Origin of the sequence: Chromobacterium sp. Beijing, assembly GCF_021496765.1 — a bacterium.
GTDB lineage: Bacteria > Pseudomonadota > Gammaproteobacteria > Burkholderiales > Chromobacteriaceae > Chromobacterium.
This window is the reverse complement of sequence record NZ_CP053750.1, coordinates 3,690,016-3,705,440: the sequence shown is the minus strand read 5'-3', so window position 1 is coordinate 3,705,440 and position 15,425 is coordinate 3,690,016. Positions and strand designations below refer to the sequence as shown.

Below are 15,425 nucleotides of genomic sequence, written 5' to 3'. Positions count from 1 at the left end.
TTCAACGCTGGCCGCGCTGACGGCGCTGGCCTTGACCGGCTGCGCGGTCACGCCCGCGCCGATGAGCTTGAGCGACCGCCAGGCCATGCTGGCGGCGGACCGCCAGGCCATGTTCGGCAGCCAGGAGCCCTTGGCCGGGCCGGTGACCTTGCAAGAGGCGATGGCGCGCGCGCTGAAGTACAACCTGGATTACCGGGTCAAGCTGATGGAAGAGGCGATGGCGCAGCGCCAACTGGACTTGTCCAGCCTGGACATGCTGCCCAAGCTGGCGCTGGCGGCCGGCTACACCGCCCGCAACAAAGACAACGCGTCCTCGTCCCAGAACGTGGCCACCGGCGAACAATCGCTGGTGCCGTCAATCTCCTCGGAGAAGCGCAGCCATACCGCCGACCTTAATCTGAGCTGGAACGTGCTGGACTTCGGCGTCAGCTATTACACCGCCCAACAGCAGTCCGACCGCATGCTGATCCTGCAACAGCGCAAGCGCAAAGTGGCGCAGCAGCTGATGCAGCAAGTGCGCGAAGCCTGGTGGCAGGCGGTGGGCGCGCAGCAGCTGGAAGGCCGCATCGACGCGCTGCTGGCGGAAACCAACCGCGCGCTGGAAGACGCGCGGCAGGTGGAGAAGCAGAAACTGCGCGCGCCGCTGGAGGCGCTGAACTACCGTCGCCAACTGCTGGACGTGATCCGCCAGATGGGCATGATCCGCAACGCGCTGGCCCAGGCCAAGCCCAAGCTGGCCGCCATCATGAACGTGCCGCCCGGCACCGATTTCAAGGTGGCGGTGCCCGCAGGGCTGCCCACCCCGACGCTGGGCCTGAAGCTGGAGCAGATGGAAGAAATGGCCTTGCTGAACCGGCCGGAGCTGAACGAGGCGCGCTACAACGAACGCATCGGCGTCACCGAAACCCGCAAGGCCATCGCCAAGCTGCTGCCGGGTCTGGAATTCAGCATCGGACAGAACTACGACAGCAATAAATTCCTGGTCAACAACTCCTGGAGCGACGCCGGCCTGCGTATCAGCTGGAACCTGCTCAATCTGTTCAGCGCCGGGCCGATCACCAAGGCCGCCGACGCCCAGCTGCAAGTGGCCAAGACCCAGCGCATGGCGCTGAACATGGCGGTGCTGACCCAGGTGCACGTGGCCTACCTCGATCTCAAAGGCCGCTCGCGCCAGTTCGGGCTGGAACAAGAACTCAACGACGTGGAACAGCGCATCTACGTGCAGAACCGCAACGCCACCGACAGCGGCGTGCAAGGCCGCCTGCCGGCGATCCTGGCCGACGCCAACGCGGTGTTCTCCACGCTGCGGCTGTACCAGAGCTACGGCGATCTGCAAAACGCCTACGGCCAGATGGGTTCCAGCCTGGGGATGGACCCGTTGCCGGAAAGCACCGCCAGCTATGATCTGCCGGCTTTGGCCGCCGCCTTCAAGGGCGCGGAAACGCGTTGGCAGGGGCAGGTGGCGGGGAGCAAGCCATGAAGTTGACGGTTCTGAGGGCCGCGGCCTGCCTGCTGGCGGCCGCCTGCGCCCAGGCGGCCACGCCGCCGGCCAAGCCCAAGCCGCCGGCGGCGCCGGTGACCAACGCCAGCGACGGCCGCATCCGCGTGCAGCTGATGGCGCGCAACGCCGTCACCCTGTCCGGCGAAGTGGCGGCCAAGATCGCGGCCTTGCCGGTGCCTGAGGGCGCCAGCTTCAGCAAGGGTCAGGCGCTGGTGCAGTTCGACTGCGGCAGCTATCGCGCCCAGCTGCGCAAATCCCAGGCTTCGCTGGAGGCCGCCAGCCAGCTGCTCAAGGTCAACAACCAGCTGGCCAAGCTCAATTCCGCCGGCGCGCTGGACGTGGCCCAGGCCCAGGGCAAGGCCAAGGAAGCGGCCGCCGACGCCAGCTATATGCAGACCATAGTCGGCAAATGCGTGATCAGCGCGCCGTTCAACGGCCGCGTGGCGCGCCGCATCGCCGCCGTGCATCAATACGTCAGCCCCGGCAACCCGGTGCTGGACATCGTCGATTCCGGCTCACTGGAACTGCGCATGCTGGTGCCGTCCAAATGGCTGGCCAAACTCAAGCCCGGCAGCAAGTTCACCGTGGCGGTGGACGAACTGGGCGCCAGTTTCCCGGCCAGGATAGAACGCCTGGGCGCGCAGATCGATCCGGTCAGCCAGTCCATCCTCGCGGTGGGCGTCATCGAGGGCAACGGCGCCAGCCTGCTGCCGGGGATGAGCGGCTGGGCCAGCTTCAAGTAGGCCGTGCATGGGGCACGCCGATAGAAGCCGGGAACTGGCCGGCCTGCTGCAGCTGCTGCATCGCGGACGCGACGCGGTCAGCGCCGAGCAGCTGGGTTTCATCATCGTCAACGAAAGCCAGCAACTGCTGCCCTACCGCCAGTCGGCGGTCTGGCGCGAGGGCCTGCATCGCCATGTGACGGCGCTGTCCGGCCTGGCCGAGCTGGACCCCACCGCGCCCTATATGCAGTGGCTGTCCCGCCTGTTCCGCCATCTGGCGGAATCCGGCGGGCCGGAAGTCGGGCAGGACAGCCGCTTGCTTGAGGCCGGCGATCTGCCCGCAGCGCTGGCCGAGGACTGGTCGTCCTGGCTGCCGGCCCACGCGCTGTGGCTGCGCCTGGGCGAGCAGGGCGCCTGGCTGCTGGCGCGGGAACTGCCGTGGAGCGATTACGAGCGCAAGCTGGCGGAAGAGCTGGCCCACGGTTACGGCCACGCGCTGCTGCGCTTCGCGCCCCGGCGCAACTGGCGGGAACTGGCGGGGCAATGGCTGCGGCCCGGCCGCAAGCAGCGGCGGCTGCTCATCGCCGCGCTGTTGTTGGCCTGCATGCCGATACGCCTCAGCGTGCTGGCGCGCGGCGAAGTGGCGCCGCAAAATCCGGTGCTGCTGCGCGCGCCGCTCAGCGGGGTGATAGATCGCATCCAGGTGCAGCCCAATCAGCGCGTCAAGGCCGGCGATCCCTTGTTCGATCTGGACGCCACCTCGCTGGCCGGCCAGTTCGCCATGGCCGCGCGCGAGCGCGACGCAGCGCAGGAAAGCTTCCGCGCCAGCGCCCAGCTGGCGGTCACCGACGACAAGGGCAAGCTGGCGATGGCGCAGGACCGCGCCAAGCTGGAAGAGAAAAGCATCGCGGCCGAGTACACCGGACTGGAGCTGCAAAGGCTGCACGTCACCGCGCCCAGCGCCGGCGTGGTGGTGTTTTCCGACCGCAACGACTGGCAGGGGAAGGCGGTGACGGTGGGTGAGAAAGTGATGACGCTGGCCGACCCCGCCCACGTGGAACTGGCCGCCTGGCTGCCGGCGGCGGAAGCCATAGACGTGGCGCCCGGCGGCAAGATCACCCTTTATCCCAACGCTTCTCCCACCGAGTCCTACGACGCGGAAATCCTCCGCGTCGCCTACAAGGCGGAAGCGGTGGAGGGCGGCCTGCTCGCCTATCGGCTGCAAGCCCGCTTCGTCGGCGGCGACAAGCCGCGGCTGGGGCAGATGGGCACCGCCCGCGTCTACGGCGACTGGGTGCCGCTGATCTACTACGCGCTGCGCCGGCCGCTGACCGCCGCGCGGCAATGGCTGGGGTGGTGAACATGAGATCCCCCGCCTTGCCCGCGCTGCGTCAGGAACTGACGCTGCATCCCGGCCCGGCGCTGGCCGACGGCGCGCCCAGCTGGACCCTGCACGACCCCTGCGCCCACCGCTTCTATCAACTGGGCTGGGCCAGTTTCGAAATCCTGTCGCGCTGGCCGCTGGGCACCGCCGAAGCGGTGCTGCAAGCCGTCAACGCCGAAACCACGCTGCAGTTGGGCGCCGAGGATATCGAGGCCGTGCTGCTCTTCCTGTCCCGCCATCAACTGCTGCAGGCCGCCAGCGCCGAGCAGAACGGCTGGCTGTGGCAGCTGCGCGAGGCCAACCGGCCCAGCCGCGCGATGTGGCTGTTGAAAAACTATCTGTTTTTCCGGGTGCCGCTGCTGCGGCCGGAAGCCCTGCTCAATCGCCTGCTGCCGTGGACCGGCTGGCTGTTCCATCCGCGCTTCTGGCTGGCGATGGGCGCGGTGCTGCTGCTGGCGCTGGCGCTGGTGTCGCGGCGCTGGGACGAGTTCACCCACACCTTCTCCGCCTACGGCGGCGTCAGCGCCGCCATCGGCATCGGCCTGTCGCTGAGTCTGGCCAAAATCCTGCACGAGATGGGCCATGCACTGACCGCGCGCCATTTCGGTTGCCGGGTGCCGGCGATGGGGGTGGCCTTTCTGGTGATGATGCCGGTGCTCTACACCGACACCAACGACGCCTGGAAGCTGGATTCACGCCGCCAGCGGCTGCTGATCGGCGGCGCCGGCATGCTGGCGGAACTGGTGCTGGCCGCCTGGGCCACCTTGTTGTGGAGTTTTTTGCCGGACGGGCCGCTGCGCGCCGGGGTTTTTCTGCTGGCCACCACCACCTGGCTGGCGACGCTGGCGATCAATGCCAGCCCCTTCATGCGCTTTGACGGCTATTTCCTGCTGGCGGACTACCTGGGCCTGCCCAATCTGCACAATCGCGCCTTCGCGCTGGCGCGCTGGCGGCTGCGCAAAACGCTGCTGGGCCTGGACGATCCGGTGCCGGAACATTTCCCGGACGCGCGGCGGCGCGGGCTGATCCTGTTCGCCTGGGCCACCTGGCTGTATCGGCTGGTGCTGTTTCTTTCCATCGCCTTCCTGGTCTACCACTTGTTCTTCAAGGCCCTGGGCATTCTGTTGCTGGCGGTGGAGCTGGGCTGGTTCATCGCCCGCCCCGTGGTCGGCGAACTGATGGTGTGGTGGCAGCGCCGCGCGGATCTGCGCTGGGGCCGCGAAACCCGCCGCAGCGCCGCGGCGCTGCTGATCCTGAGCTTGGCGCTGATTCTGCCGTGGCAGCGCGAAGTGGCCAGCCCGGCGGTGTTGGGCGCTTTGCAGTCGCAGGGCTTGTACGCGCCGGCGACGGGCGAGGTGGCGGAAGTCCTGGTGCGCGACGGCCAGCTGGTCAAGGCGGGGCAGATCATGGCCAGGCTCAGCTCGCCGATGCTGGAGGCGCAGCTGGCGCTGGCGGACGCCCGCGAGCGCGACCTGGCCTGGCAGACCGCGCAGCAACCGTTCGATCTGGAGCTGCAACAGCGCGGACCGGCCTTGCGCAAGCAATGGCAGGTGGCGCAGGAACAGGTGGCCGCCTTGCGTCAGCAGATGGCCAGGCTCACGCTCGCCGCGCCGTTCGCCGGCCGCGTGGTGGACCTCAGCGACGCGCTGCGCGCCGGCACCGCGCTGGCCGAGGGCGAGCATCTGCTGGACGTGGTGGGGCCGGACGGGGTCAAGGGCGAAGCCTTTGTCGACGAGGCCGCGCTGAGCGGGCTCAAGCCCGGCCATGTCGCCCGCTTCGTCGCCGACGGCGGGGAGTTCTGGAGCGTGGAATGCCGGCTGGGCCAGATCGACCGGCTTAATCTGCCGCTGCTGGATCAGGCCTTGTTGGCCTCCACCTACGGCGGCCCCATTCCCACCGAACAGCGCGACCGCGGCCTGGTGCCCTTGGCCGCCACTTTCCGCGTGCGGCTGGAGCGTTGCGAGCGAGGCGCGGCGCCGCTGCGGGAGCTGGCCGGCGTGGCGCGCTTGCGGGGGGAGCGCTACAGCTTGCTGGAACGAGGGTGGCGTCAGTTGTTGGCGGTGTTCCGTCGAGAGGCCGGATTGTAGACGCTGTTCGCGATCCGCTGGGGGCCGATAGCAAGCGGTCTGGAGACGCCTGGAAAGCTCATGCCTTCGGCGGAGACTGAACAGGCCTTAAGACCGGGTTTCGCCTGATTCGCAAGACCTTGCGCGCGCATGCGCGTAGAACGAAACGGGCGCGCCGCCGGCGCGCCCCATAACAGGTTTTGGAAAGGAGCCGTTCGCCATGTCCTCATTCTTGAACACGTCCTCGCTGGCCGAAGGCCTGCATCTGCGCCCGGCGCGACACCACGACGAGGCCTTCATCGCCGGCCTCTACCGCAGCGCCCGCCCGGACCTGCAATTGATAGACGGCGAGGAGGAACTGATCCGCACCGTGCAGGAGCAGCAATACCAGGTGCTGCAACGCGGCGCAGGCGACAACTACCCGGACGCGATGCACTTCGTCATCGAGAAAACCGGGGCCAACGTCGGCGTGGTGATGGTGGACTTCGGCCATAACGAGGTGCGCATCATCTTTCTGGCCATGGTGCCGGAAGCGCGCGGCCTGGGTTACGGCAAGGAGGTGCTGATGGGCTTGCAGCAGGCGGCCTGGCAAGTGCGCGCGCCGCTGGCGGTGGTGGTGTGGCACAGCAATGTGCAGGCGCGCCGGCTTTATCACCAATTGGGATTCGTGCTGGAAGAGGCCGGCGACATGGCGGACAAGCTGGTGTGGCGGCCCGAGCGCCATTCGCCGCAGGGCGAGGCGCGGGCGGGTTTGTAATATTTCACCGGGCGCGCCGCCCGGCCGGAGTCTTCGTCCTTTTTATCCGTCCGCCGGCCGCCCACGGGCTGTCGGCGGGCCGGCTCAATTGAACGGCAGCTGGAAGTAGGCCAGCGCCGGATCGCGTCCGGCGGGAATCACCCGCCCTATCCACACCAGATCCAGCCGAATGGCATCGCTGTGCTCGGTGGCGGGCAGCTCCAGCTGGCCCACCGCGTCCGCCAGCTCGGTGGCGCCCTCGGCGGCCAATTCCACCACGAAGGGGGTGCGCCGCGCGGTCTGATGCGGCGATTGCGCCTGCGGCCGCAGCTTGACGGCCTGCACTTGCAGCGCGATATCGGGATGTTGCGGGTTGCGGAAGATGCAGTGCTTGCCGAGCAGATGCATGAAGTCTTCGGCTTGAACGGTGGCGAGCATGGCGATGTCCCCTGAAGGCAACGGCCGCCGCCCCTGCGGCGGAGAGGCGGCCGGAAGCGGCGGTAGGCCGCGTATTGTGATTATGGACGAACCGGATACAGACCGTTGATAGCGATACAGAAATTCAGCGCCAGGAAGGGGTTGAGCACGCTGACCGGAGCGTTGCCGCCGGTCAGGTCGGTATTGCCGGTGGCGGACAGGCCTTGCACCGACACGGGGTTGTTCAGCGCGGTGGACCAGATGGTGGCGAGGCCGGTGCCGGCGCCGGAAGCGCCCAGATAGGGGTTGCTGGAGCTGGGCGCGCTGGCCGGGGTGGCCGGCGTCGGCGTGCCGGCGGCGTGGAAGGTCACCGCCATGGAAGTGGCGGTATGGGAGTGCGCCGGCAGGTTGGCCACGCTGAGCGCCACGTTCTGGGTGCCGCCGAACTGTCCGGGGTTGTAGGCCGGCAGATTATAGGCGGGCTGCGCGGGGCCGGTGCCGATGGCCATGCGGCCGGTCAGGTTGGGCAGCTTGAAGTTTTGAGACGCGGTGCCGCCGTAGAGCGTGCCCAGCAGCGAGTACAAGGCTTCGTACTGCGATACCTGATAGGTCTGGCCCTGGCACAGCGCCCAGTCTTGCGGCGCGTAATTGAAGCCGTAGACCGTGATGGTGCCCATGTATGCGTCCATGTATTCCTCCTGCGAGTGAACCGTCTGGCGGCTGCCAGATGGAAAGTCATGTGAAAGAGAGGCAGGCTGCCGCGCTTGGGCGCCGCCTGGACCTGGCGAGGCGTCGCGGTGGCCGGGGGTTTCGAAAGCGCTTGTCCTAGGTGTAGTCCAGCGCTTCGTTAATGCAATACGCATTTGTACTTGTTATTTTTTCCCGTTTCATCTGCTATGGGTGCGTTCCGAGATCATAAAAAATTCGATCGGCATGGTCTATTCGCTGCGCTTTAGTGAATGTATTTAATAGATTGCGGTGCCGCGGCATCGCCGCCTAAGATGCCGGCATGCCTGTCTTGATCGCTGTGTTGTGCGGCATCGCTGCGTGCGCCGTCTTGCCGGCCTTGCCCGCCGCGACGGCTTGCCTGGGCCTGGCGGCGGGCGCGGCGGCGCTGGCCGCCTGTCTGCCGTCGCGCGCTCGGCCTTGGGCGGCTCTGGCGCCGGCTTTTCTGCTGGGGCTGGGCTACGCCGCCTGGCGCGCCGACAGCCGAATGGCGCAGCAATTGCCGGCCGATTGGCAGCAACGGCCCATCGTCTTCGTCGGCGAGGTGCGGGGCTTGCCGCAGCCCGGCGAGTACGGGACGCGCCTGACCATGGAGGTGGAGCGCACGCTGACGCCGGGCGTGGACTTGCCGCCAACGGTGAGGCTGACGGATTTTCGCCGGCGGGAGTGGCCGACGGGCAGCCGCTGGCGGGCCGAGGCCCGTTTCAAGCGCAGCCGCGGGCGGGCCAATCCCTTCGGTTTCGACGTCGAGCAATGGCAATGGTCGGAAGGCGTGCTGGCCAGCGGCTCGCTGGGCGCGGGCGAGCGTCGCTTGGAGGACGGCCGCGCGCCGCTGGCTTGGGTGGACCGCGCGCGCGCCGCCCTGGTGGCGCGCATCGAGCGGGTGCTGGGCGAGTCGCGCGAAGCGGCGCTGATCGCCGCATTGACGGTGGGCGCGCAGCAAGGCGTGGCGCGGGAGGATTGGCGGCTGTTCGCCGCCACCGGCCTGACGCATCTGATCTCGATATCCGGCCTGCACATCACCATGCTGGCGGGCCTGGCCGCGGCGGCGCTGGCCTGGCTGGCGCGCAGGCTGCCGGCCTTCGGTCTTCCGCCGCGTTTGCTGATCGCCGGCGGGGCTTTTTTGACGGCGGCGGCCTATGCCTTGCTCGCCGGTTTTTCGGTGCCGACCCAACGCACCTTGTTCATGCTGGGCGTGGGGCTGGCCGCCTTGTGCCTGCGGCGCGGCCTGTCGCCGTTCCGCATTTGGTGGCTGGCCCTGGCGGTGGTGTTGCTGATCGATCCTTTCTGCGTGCTGGCGCCCGGGGTCTGGCTGTCCTTCGGCCTGGTGGCGGCCTTGATGGCCAGCACCATCGCCAGACGCCGCGCGCCGGGCAAGTGGCGGGCCGCCTTGGCCGGGCAGTGGGCGGCGGGCGTGTGCACGCTGGCGCCGCTGGTCTGGTGGTTCGGCGGCATTCCGCTGGTGTCGCCGCTGGCCAACGCGCTGGGCATTCCCTATGTGTCGCTGCTGCTGACGCCGCTGGCCCTGGCCGCCGTCTTGCTGCCGCTGGAGTGGCCGCTGCATGGGGCGGCCTGGCTGGCGCGCGGCTTTTACTGGGGCGTGGAGAGGCTGGCGCAAGCGCCGGTCCTGCCCTTGGCCGGAACGCCCTTGCCGTTGTTCTTGCTGGCCTTGCTGGGCTCGGCGTGGCTGATCGCGCCGCGCGGCGTGCCCGGCCGGGGACTGGCGGCCTTGATGCTGCTGCCGATGTTGCTCTACCGGCCCCGCCGCCGGCTGAGGGCGCGTTCCGCGCCACCATGCTGGACGTGGGCCAGGGCCTGTCGGTGCTGGTGCAGACCCGGAGTCGCGCCCTGTTGTTCGACACCGGCCCAGGCGGGGCCGAGAGAGTGGTGTTGCCGCAGCTGCGCGGCCTGGGGGTGAGGAGGCTGGACGGCCTGATGCTGTCGCATCGCCACAGCGATCACGACGGCGCGGCGGCGGAGCTGGCCGCCGCCATGCCGCCGGGCCGGGTATGGGCGGGGCAGCCGGAATCCTTGTCCGAGTTGGGCTTGAGCGGCGAAGGCTGTCGTCCGGGACAGAGCTGGGCGTGGGACGGGGTGCGTTTTGACGTGCTGGGGCCGCCGGAAAGCGTTCCGGCCAAGGACGCCAATGCGCGCAGCTGCATCTTGCGGGTGGCGGGCGCGAGCCATGCGCTGCTCTTGAGCGGCGATGCGCCTGAGGCGGCGGAGCGGGCGCTGGCGGGCCGGCCGGATCTGCGCTTGCGCAGCACGGTGCTGGCCGCCGGCCATCATGGCAGCCGCACCGCCACCGGGGCGGCCTGGCTGGCGGCGGCGCGGCCGGAGGTGGTGTTGATCAGCGCCGGCTATCTGAACCGTTATCGCCACCCGCATCCGTCCGTGCTGAGGCGGGCGGAGGAGGCCGGCGCCGCGGAGCTGCGCACGGATCTGGACGGCGCCTTGACGCTGGAGTTCGGCGAAGGGGTGGAGTGGAGCTGTTGGCGCGACAGTCAGCGCCGTTACTGGCGCGAGCGCGGCGATTGCGGCGAGCCGCCGTGAGTCCGGACGGGCCGGCTCGGGCGCGAACGCCGCGGCGGCTCCGCCTCAGCGCGGCCTTGAACCGCGTCTTATTCTCCGCTGTTGACGTGGGCGACCACGATATTGCCCCGGCCCTGGTAGTGCAGGCCGTCGAAGGACAGCCTGCGCGCGATCAGGATGCCGCGCCCATGACTGGACATCAGCGAGGCGGGCTCGGCGTTTTGGTAATGCTCCCAGTCGAAGCCCGCGCCCATATCGCTGATGGTGAAGCGCATCTGTTCCGGTTCGCGGCTGAAGTCCACGCTGATCTGGCGCTGTCCCAGCACCGGGTCTTGCATGCGGCGGGCCAGCTCGGCCTCCCACTGGCCTTCGGCCATATAGTGGCTTTTCTCGTCGAAGCTGATGTCCAGATTGCCGTGCTCGATGGCGTTGACCAGCAGCTCGAACAGGCCGGTGGCCACCCGCTCCGGATGGGCGCAGGTTTTGGCCAGCAGGGCGGTGACGGTCTGGGCTTCCTTGTGGCTGCGGCAGCTGAAGGTGGCCTTGTTCAGGTGGCGCAGGGCGTCGACGTGAAGATTGGCCAGTTCGCGGAAGTGGGCGTAGCGGTCCCAGTGGCCTATCGCCGCCTCGACGATGGCCAGCAGCATGTCGCGGGAAAACGGCTTGGTCAGATAGTAGAAGGCGCCGGCCGCCAGCCCTTCCTGCACGCTGGAGGCCGCGCCCATGGCGGTTTGCATGATGACCGGCAAAAACTCCAGCCGCGGCTCGCTCTTGATGCGCTTGAGCACGTCGAAGCCGCTGATGCCGGGCATCATCTTGTCCAGCAGCACGGTGGAGAAGGTTTCGCCTTCTCGCTGCAGGATGTCCAGCGCGGTCTCTCCGTCCTCGGCCTGGACCACTTCGTGGCCGGCATCCTGCAGCAGCTCGGCCATCAGCTCCAGATTGAAGGGTTCGTCGTCAACGAGCAGTAGTTTGTGGGGCATGGTTGGGGTCCTCCGTGGCGCCGGCCTGTCCGGTGCGCGGAATGATGAAGGTGAACAGCGCGCCGCGTGTCGGCAAATTGCTGGCGAAGATGCGGCCATGGTGGGCGGAGATGATCTCGCGGCAAATGGCCAGCCCCAGGCCGGTGCCGCCTGCGCCGGTCTTGGTGCTGCTGCTCTGGATGAATTTGTCGAAAATGCTTTCCAGTTCGGACTCCGGCACGCCGGGGCCGGTGTCTTCCACGGTGACGAGGATGTTCTCGCCGTCGGCGTCCTGGCGCAGGCCGGCGTTGACGTAGATCTCGCCGCCGTGCGGGCTGAACTTGATGGCGTTGGACAGCAGGTTGCGCATCACTTGGCCGATGCGGAAGGGGTCGATGTCGGCGTGCAGTTGCTCCGACGAGCAGTTCAGATAGATGCGGATGTCGTTGAGCGCGGCCAGCGGCGTCATTTCGTCGCAGATGTCGTGCAGGCATTGGCACAGATTGTTGCGGCTTATGGTGTATTCCATGCGGCCCACTTCCATCTTGGCCAGGTCGAGCAAATCGTTGAGCAGGGTCAGCAGCCGGTTGCCACTGCTCTGGATGCGGCTGAAGTATTGCGCCATCTTGTCGTCGTGCTGCCCGCGCGAGCGGGCCTGGCCCATTTCGGTGAAGCCCAGGATGGCGTGCAGCGGCGTGCGCAGCTCGTGGGACATATTGGCCAGGAACTCTGTCTTGGCGCGGCTGTTTTCCTCGGCCAGCACCTTGGCGTGGCGCAGGGTTTCCTCCAGCGCGCGCTGGGCGGAAAAGTCCTGGTACAGCCAGATGGTGCCGAGCTTGGGCACCGAGGGGTTGATGGCCTTGCCGTACAGCCGGCACCAGAACAGCTTGCCGGTGCCGGTGCGCAGCCTTTGCTCGGTCTGCACCACCTTGCCGTCGTTGAGCAGGCTGTACAGCGCCTTGCCGGTGCGCTCCCATTGCTCAGGCGATTCAAAGAAGGGCAGGGTGCTGTGGCCGAGGACGACTTCCTCGCGCTGCTCGAACAGATCGAGAAAGGCGCGGTTCACCTGGAGCAGATTGCGGTCCACGATGTAGGCCATCGCCATCGGGCTGGCGTCCAGCAGCGCGGACAGCTGGCGGCTTTGCACTTCCACCTGCTCGGCCAGGCTGTTTTTCAGTTCGATCAGCGCCGCTTCCTGCTCCTTGCGGATGGAGATGTCGCGGCACACCACCACGTAGAACCAGTCGTCCGGCAAGGTGACCCGGCTGAGCGACAGCTCCACCGGCAGCATATGCTCGTCGCTGCGGCGCAAGCTGGCCTCGAACGGCCGGCCCTCGTGCTCCTGGGCGATGTGTTCGAAGCTGCGCGCCGGATTGCGGTCGTACAGCTCGTCCAGCAGCTTGCCTATCGGCAGTTGCCGCACCATGTCCGCCGATTGGCCGATCAGCCGCACCGCCGCCGGATTGATCTGCAAGACCAGGCCCTGGTGGTCGATCAGGATGATGGCGTCGGAACTGGCTTGCAGAATGGCGCGCTGGCGCGCCTCGCTCTGCGCCAGCGCCTGCTCGGACATCACTCTGTCGTTGATCTGCTCGCGCAGCGTGCGCGTGTTCATTTCCAATTGCTGCTGGCTGCGCTTGAGCTGATCCTGCATCCGGCGCCGGGATTGGGCCTGCTGTTGCTGGAACCAGAACATCGCCAGCAAAAAACCGGCCGTGGTGGCCAGGATCGCCCAGTGGGTCAGCCGCATGCCGGGATTGGCTACGCCTTGCGGATAGGCGCCGAACAAGATCTCGTTGCCGCCCAGATTGTGGCGAATGGTGTACAAAGGCGGCGTGGACGGCAGCGGCCGGGTGGGCTGGGAGTCCAGCAGCGGCGCGTCAGGTTGTTCCTGGGTCCAGGCGACGATGCGGACATGGCGCAGCGGGCTGGCGGTGCCGGGTTCGCGCTGGCTGTCCTGGATCAGCTTGTCCTTGCGCAGATTCAGCAGCAGCAGGGTGTTGTCGTCGTTCAGCCGCACGACGATGTCCAGACGGCTGCCGTTGCTGCCGGGCAGCGTGGTCGGCATCAGCACCGGCTGGGTGCTGTGGCGCGCCAGGTCCATCTTGCGGCGGGCGTTGCCTACGCCCCCAGGTCCAGACCTTGCGGCAAGGCGTTGCTGTCGTCCGGCAGGTAGCCGGACACCGGATAGTACAGCGGGCGGCGCGGGCTGGGCGCCAGATGGCGGTCCTGCAATACGCGTATGCTGTTGGCGATGCGGCTCTCGAACGCCTCGCGCTGTTCCGGGCGCACGTATTCGATGATGCCCAGACCGCCGAACGGCGTATCGTCGCGGATGGTGCTGCGCGCGAGCACGGCCAATGAACGCGGCTGAGGGCTGTTGGCCAGGCTCTGCGCCAGCACGGCGGAGTGATCCAGCATCGCCTGCATCCGCACCCGCAGCAACTCGGCGCTCAATTCGCCCCAGTAATGCTGGCGGTCGATGAGCTCGGCGCGTTCATCGTTGATCATCAGCCAGTATTCGGCGGACAGCAGGCCGACGCTCAGCAGGCCGCTGACCAGCAGCGAGCTCAGGCGATTCAAGGGGAGCCGCCTCCGCGCGAGCCGGCGGACGACGGGAGAGGGACGCTAGGCCGGCCGTCCATCCCGCGCCAGCTCCTGGTAAAGCGCTTCGAACTCGCGAGACAGTTTGTGGCGCGGGTCCAGGTACACCATGGGAAGCGCCGCATCGTGTGACTCCCGGATTTTCACGGATGAAGACAGCGGAGAGGACAACACCGGCAGGCCTTCTTGCTTGAGCTCCTCCACCAGGCGCACCGGCAAACTGGCCCGCGCCTGGAACTGGTTGACCACGATGCCTTCGATGAACAACTCGGGATTGTGGTCGGCGCGGATTTCCTCGGTATTCACTTTCAGGTTATAGAGGGCCTGGCGGGAAAAGGCATCGCAGTCGAAGGGAATCAGGCAGCGGTCAGCGGCGATCAGCGCCGAGCGGGTGAAGAAGTTCAAGGCCGGCGGAGTGTCGATCCAGATCTCGTCGAACCGGCCGCTCAAGCTGTCCAGCGCTTCCTTGAGTTTGAACATCTTGTAGCGAGCTTCCAGCTTGCCCATCAGCTCGGCAAGGTCCGGGTGCGAAGCCAGCAGACTGAGCCCGGTCAGCGGCGTGGCGCGGACAAAGTCCGCCGGCTCCTTGCTGAACATGGAAATGCTCAGCATCTGCTCGAACAGGCCGGCCAGCGACGGCGCGTCGTCCCGGGCGGCGGAACCCATCAGATAATGGCTGGCGTTGCCCTGCGGATCCAGGTCCACCAACAGCACCCGTTTGCCCTGTTTGGCGGCGACGGCGGCCAGATTGACGGTAATGGTGGACTTGCCCACCCCCCTTTTTGATTGAAGACCACTCGTCGAATCGCTTGCATGGGCGCTCCAGGCATGGGGCCGGTTGGGCGGCGGGGCCGCTACGCAAAAAACGCCCGCTCGCGTTTTGGCGCGCCGCGGGACGCGGCCGCGAGCGAGCGGGCTGGGCGAAACGGGCTCAGAACCCGGGTTCGCCCTTGCATACCAGCAGCATCTGTTGATAGCTGGCCGAATTCTGCACTACCGGCATAGGTTTTATCTGAGCGTCATTATAGGTGAAGCTGGCGATCTGGCGGCCGTTCTCATCGAACAGCACCATGTCCAGCAGGCGGAAAGTGCGCTGCGAACAGTCTATCTGCCAAGTATTGATCGACACCTTGTGACGCGGCGTGGACAGGAAGTTTTCCTTCTTCAGATTGAAGATGGTCTTGCGGTCGCGAAAGCTGGCCACCTGGCCCTGCTTGCGAACAGACAGCTTGTCCAGTTCGTTCAGGATGTTGCCGTTGGGGGAGACCCCCAGGTTTTGCCAATCGGCGTTGGCCGGACTGGCCCCGGACTGCGCGGGCTTGCCGACGGTCGATGGGCTGGGTGCTTTGCTGGGGGCGCTGGCGCAGCCGCTGATCACTGCGGCCGCCAGCAGGACGGGCCAAATATTACGCATTAATGCCTCCAAGAAATCGTCGGTCAGTGTCGCACAGCCGGGGGAAGGCTCCAAGCGTCGGCGCGCGGAACGGCTTGCGCGGCGGTGGCTAGAGATGGGTGGCAGGCTGCCTTCGACAGTGCGGCGCCGCAAAAAATCCGCAATGCCATATAAGTATTTTTTTGCGAAAAAACGCCAAAAATAAATGGGAAAAAAGGAACTTCGCGAGTGTCCCACAGGTCCATGGTAGTGCGAGAGCATTTTTCCTCTTCGTTTCACATTGTCTCCATCCAACTTTATGGCCGCTGCACTCCAGCGGCCCTTTTTTTGCCCGTGGCTCCCGGGACGGGACGCTGCCGGCCACTTGCCGTACAATAGGCCC

General features: G+C 67.0%; 13 protein-coding genes and 1 pseudogene. 7 read left to right on the top strand and 7 right to left on the bottom strand.

The window, feature by feature from the left end; translation table 11 throughout:
- The first annotated feature begins 61 nt into the window (after positions 1–61).
- The 5 genes from HQN78_RS17225 to HQN78_RS17205 all read left to right on the top strand — a co-directional run bounded on the left by HQN78_RS17225 (position 62) and on the right by HQN78_RS17205 (position 6,430).
- Entirely contained in the window at positions 62–1,480 is a 1,419-nt protein-coding gene (locus HQN78_RS17225; RefSeq protein ID WP_235085130.1) for a TolC family protein, read from the top strand.
- The gene (locus HQN78_RS17220) at positions 1,477–2,244 is read left to right on the top strand and encodes an efflux RND transporter periplasmic adaptor subunit (protein WP_227106332.1); all 768 of its coding nucleotides are present in this window, start codon (positions 1,477–1,479) and stop codon (positions 2,242–2,244) included. Before HQN78_RS17225 ends, HQN78_RS17220 begins: the two co-directional genes overlap by 4 nt.
- A 7-nt stretch (positions 2,245–2,251) precedes the next feature.
- Entirely contained in the window at positions 2,252–3,583 is a 1,332-nt protein-coding gene (locus HQN78_RS17215) for an efflux RND transporter periplasmic adaptor subunit (RefSeq protein ID WP_107801164.1), read from the top strand.
- A 2-nt stretch (positions 3,584–3,585) separates the two neighbouring features.
- Complete coding sequence (locus HQN78_RS17210) at positions 3,586–5,694, top strand: HlyD family efflux transporter periplasmic adaptor subunit (protein WP_235085127.1); 2,109 nt, start codon at positions 3,586–3,588, stop codon at positions 5,692–5,694.
- A gap of 199 nt (positions 5,695–5,893) precedes the next feature.
- Positions 5,894–6,430, top strand: a complete 537-nt coding sequence (locus tag HQN78_RS17205) for a GNAT family N-acetyltransferase (protein ID WP_107801162.1) — start codon at positions 5,894–5,896, stop codon at positions 6,428–6,430.
- A gap of 84 nt (positions 6,431–6,514) precedes the next feature.
- Here HQN78_RS17205 and HQN78_RS17200 read toward each other — a convergent pair whose 3' ends face one another.
- Together HQN78_RS17200 and HQN78_RS17195 are read right to left on the bottom strand one after the other, a co-directional pair.
- Entirely contained in the window at positions 6,515–6,847 is a 333-nt protein-coding gene (locus HQN78_RS17200; protein ID WP_107801161.1) for a hypothetical protein, read from the bottom strand.
- An 80-nt stretch (positions 6,848–6,927) separates the two neighbouring features.
- Positions 6,928–7,515: a phage tail protein gene (locus HQN78_RS17195; protein WP_048415544.1), complete on the bottom strand. Its 588-nt coding sequence runs from the start codon at positions 7,513–7,515 to the stop codon at positions 6,928–6,930.
- A 320-nt stretch (positions 7,516–7,835) separates the two neighbouring features.
- Here HQN78_RS17195 and HQN78_RS17190 point away from each other — a divergent pair, with 320 nt between their 5' ends.
- Entirely contained in the window at positions 7,836–9,470 is a 1,635-nt protein-coding gene (locus HQN78_RS17190) for a ComEC/Rec2 family competence protein (RefSeq protein ID WP_235085125.1), read from the top strand.
- Entirely contained in the window at positions 9,356–10,105 is a 750-nt protein-coding gene (locus HQN78_RS17185) for a ComEC/Rec2 family competence protein (RefSeq protein WP_235089853.1), read from the top strand. Before HQN78_RS17190 ends, HQN78_RS17185 begins: the two co-directional genes overlap by 115 nt.
- Positions 10,106–10,173: 68 nt before the next feature.
- On the opposite strand, the gene HQN78_RS17180 is transcribed toward HQN78_RS17185, so the two are convergent.
- From HQN78_RS17180 to HQN78_RS17160, 5 genes and pseudogenes are all read right to left on the bottom strand, one after another.
- Entirely contained in the window at positions 10,174–11,067 is an 894-nt protein-coding gene (locus tag HQN78_RS17180) for a response regulator (protein ID WP_235085123.1), read from the bottom strand.
- Positions 11,042–13,150 carry a PAS domain-containing sensor histidine kinase gene (locus HQN78_RS17175; RefSeq protein WP_235085119.1) on the bottom strand — a complete coding sequence of 703 codons (2,109 nt, stop codon included), beginning with the start codon at positions 13,148–13,150 and terminating at the stop codon, positions 11,042–11,044. The genes HQN78_RS17180 and HQN78_RS17175 overlap by 26 nt, the downstream gene beginning before the upstream one ends.
- Positions 13,151–13,167: 17 nt before the next feature.
- Positions 13,168–13,629, bottom strand: coding sequence for a CHASE domain-containing protein (locus tag HQN78_RS17170; protein ID WP_235085117.1), 462 nt, complete (start codon positions 13,627–13,629; stop codon positions 13,168–13,170).
- 45 nt (positions 13,630–13,674) lie between these two features.
- Positions 13,675–14,456 (bottom strand): annotated as a pseudogene (locus HQN78_RS17165) (ParA family protein).
- A 125-nt stretch (positions 14,457–14,581) separates the two neighbouring features.
- Positions 14,582–15,064 carry a surface-adhesin E family protein gene (locus HQN78_RS17160; protein ID WP_235085113.1) on the bottom strand — a complete coding sequence of 161 codons (483 nt, stop codon included), beginning with the start codon at positions 15,062–15,064 and terminating at the stop codon, positions 14,582–14,584.
- Between the last annotated feature and the right edge of the window lie 361 nt (positions 15,065–15,425).

What these genes read in the sequence shown, in the direction of transcription:
- HQN78_RS17225 (WP_235085130.1), top strand. Translation starts at nt 62, where the DNA reads ATGAGCTTGAGCGACCGCCAGGCCATGCTGGCGGCGGACCGCCAGGCC.
- HQN78_RS17220 (WP_227106332.1), top strand. Translation starts at nt 1,477, where the DNA reads ATGAAGTTGACGGTTCTGAGGGCCGCGGCCTGCCTGCTGGCGGCCGCC.
- HQN78_RS17215 (WP_107801164.1), top strand. Translation starts at nt 2,252, where the DNA reads ATGGGGCACGCCGATAGAAGCCGGGAACTGGCCGGCCTGCTGCAGCTG.
- HQN78_RS17210 (WP_235085127.1), top strand. Translation starts at nt 3,586, where the DNA reads ATGAGATCCCCCGCCTTGCCCGCGCTGCGTCAGGAACTGACGCTGCAT.
- HQN78_RS17205 (WP_107801162.1), top strand. Translation starts at nt 5,894, where the DNA reads ATGTCCTCATTCTTGAACACGTCCTCGCTGGCCGAAGGCCTGCATCTG.
- HQN78_RS17200 (WP_107801161.1), bottom strand. Translation starts at nt 6,847, where the DNA reads ATGCTCGCCACCGTTCAAGCCGAAGACTTCATGCATCTGCTCGGCAAG.
- HQN78_RS17195 (WP_048415544.1), bottom strand. Translation starts at nt 7,515, where the DNA reads ATGGACGCATACATGGGCACCATCACGGTCTACGGCTTCAATTACGCG.
- HQN78_RS17190 (WP_235085125.1), top strand. Translation starts at nt 7,836, where the DNA reads ATGCCTGTCTTGATCGCTGTGTTGTGCGGCATCGCTGCGTGCGCCGTC.
- HQN78_RS17180 (WP_235085123.1), bottom strand. Translation starts at nt 11,067, where the DNA reads ATGCCCCACAAACTACTGCTCGTTGACGACGAACCCTTCAATCTGGAG.
- HQN78_RS17175 (WP_235085119.1), bottom strand. Translation starts at nt 13,150, where the DNA reads ATGGACCTGGCGCGCCACAGCACCCAGCCGGTGCTGATGCCGACCACG.
- HQN78_RS17160 (WP_235085113.1), bottom strand. Translation starts at nt 15,064, where the DNA reads ATGCGTAATATTTGGCCCGTCCTGCTGGCGGCCGCAGTGATCAGCGGC.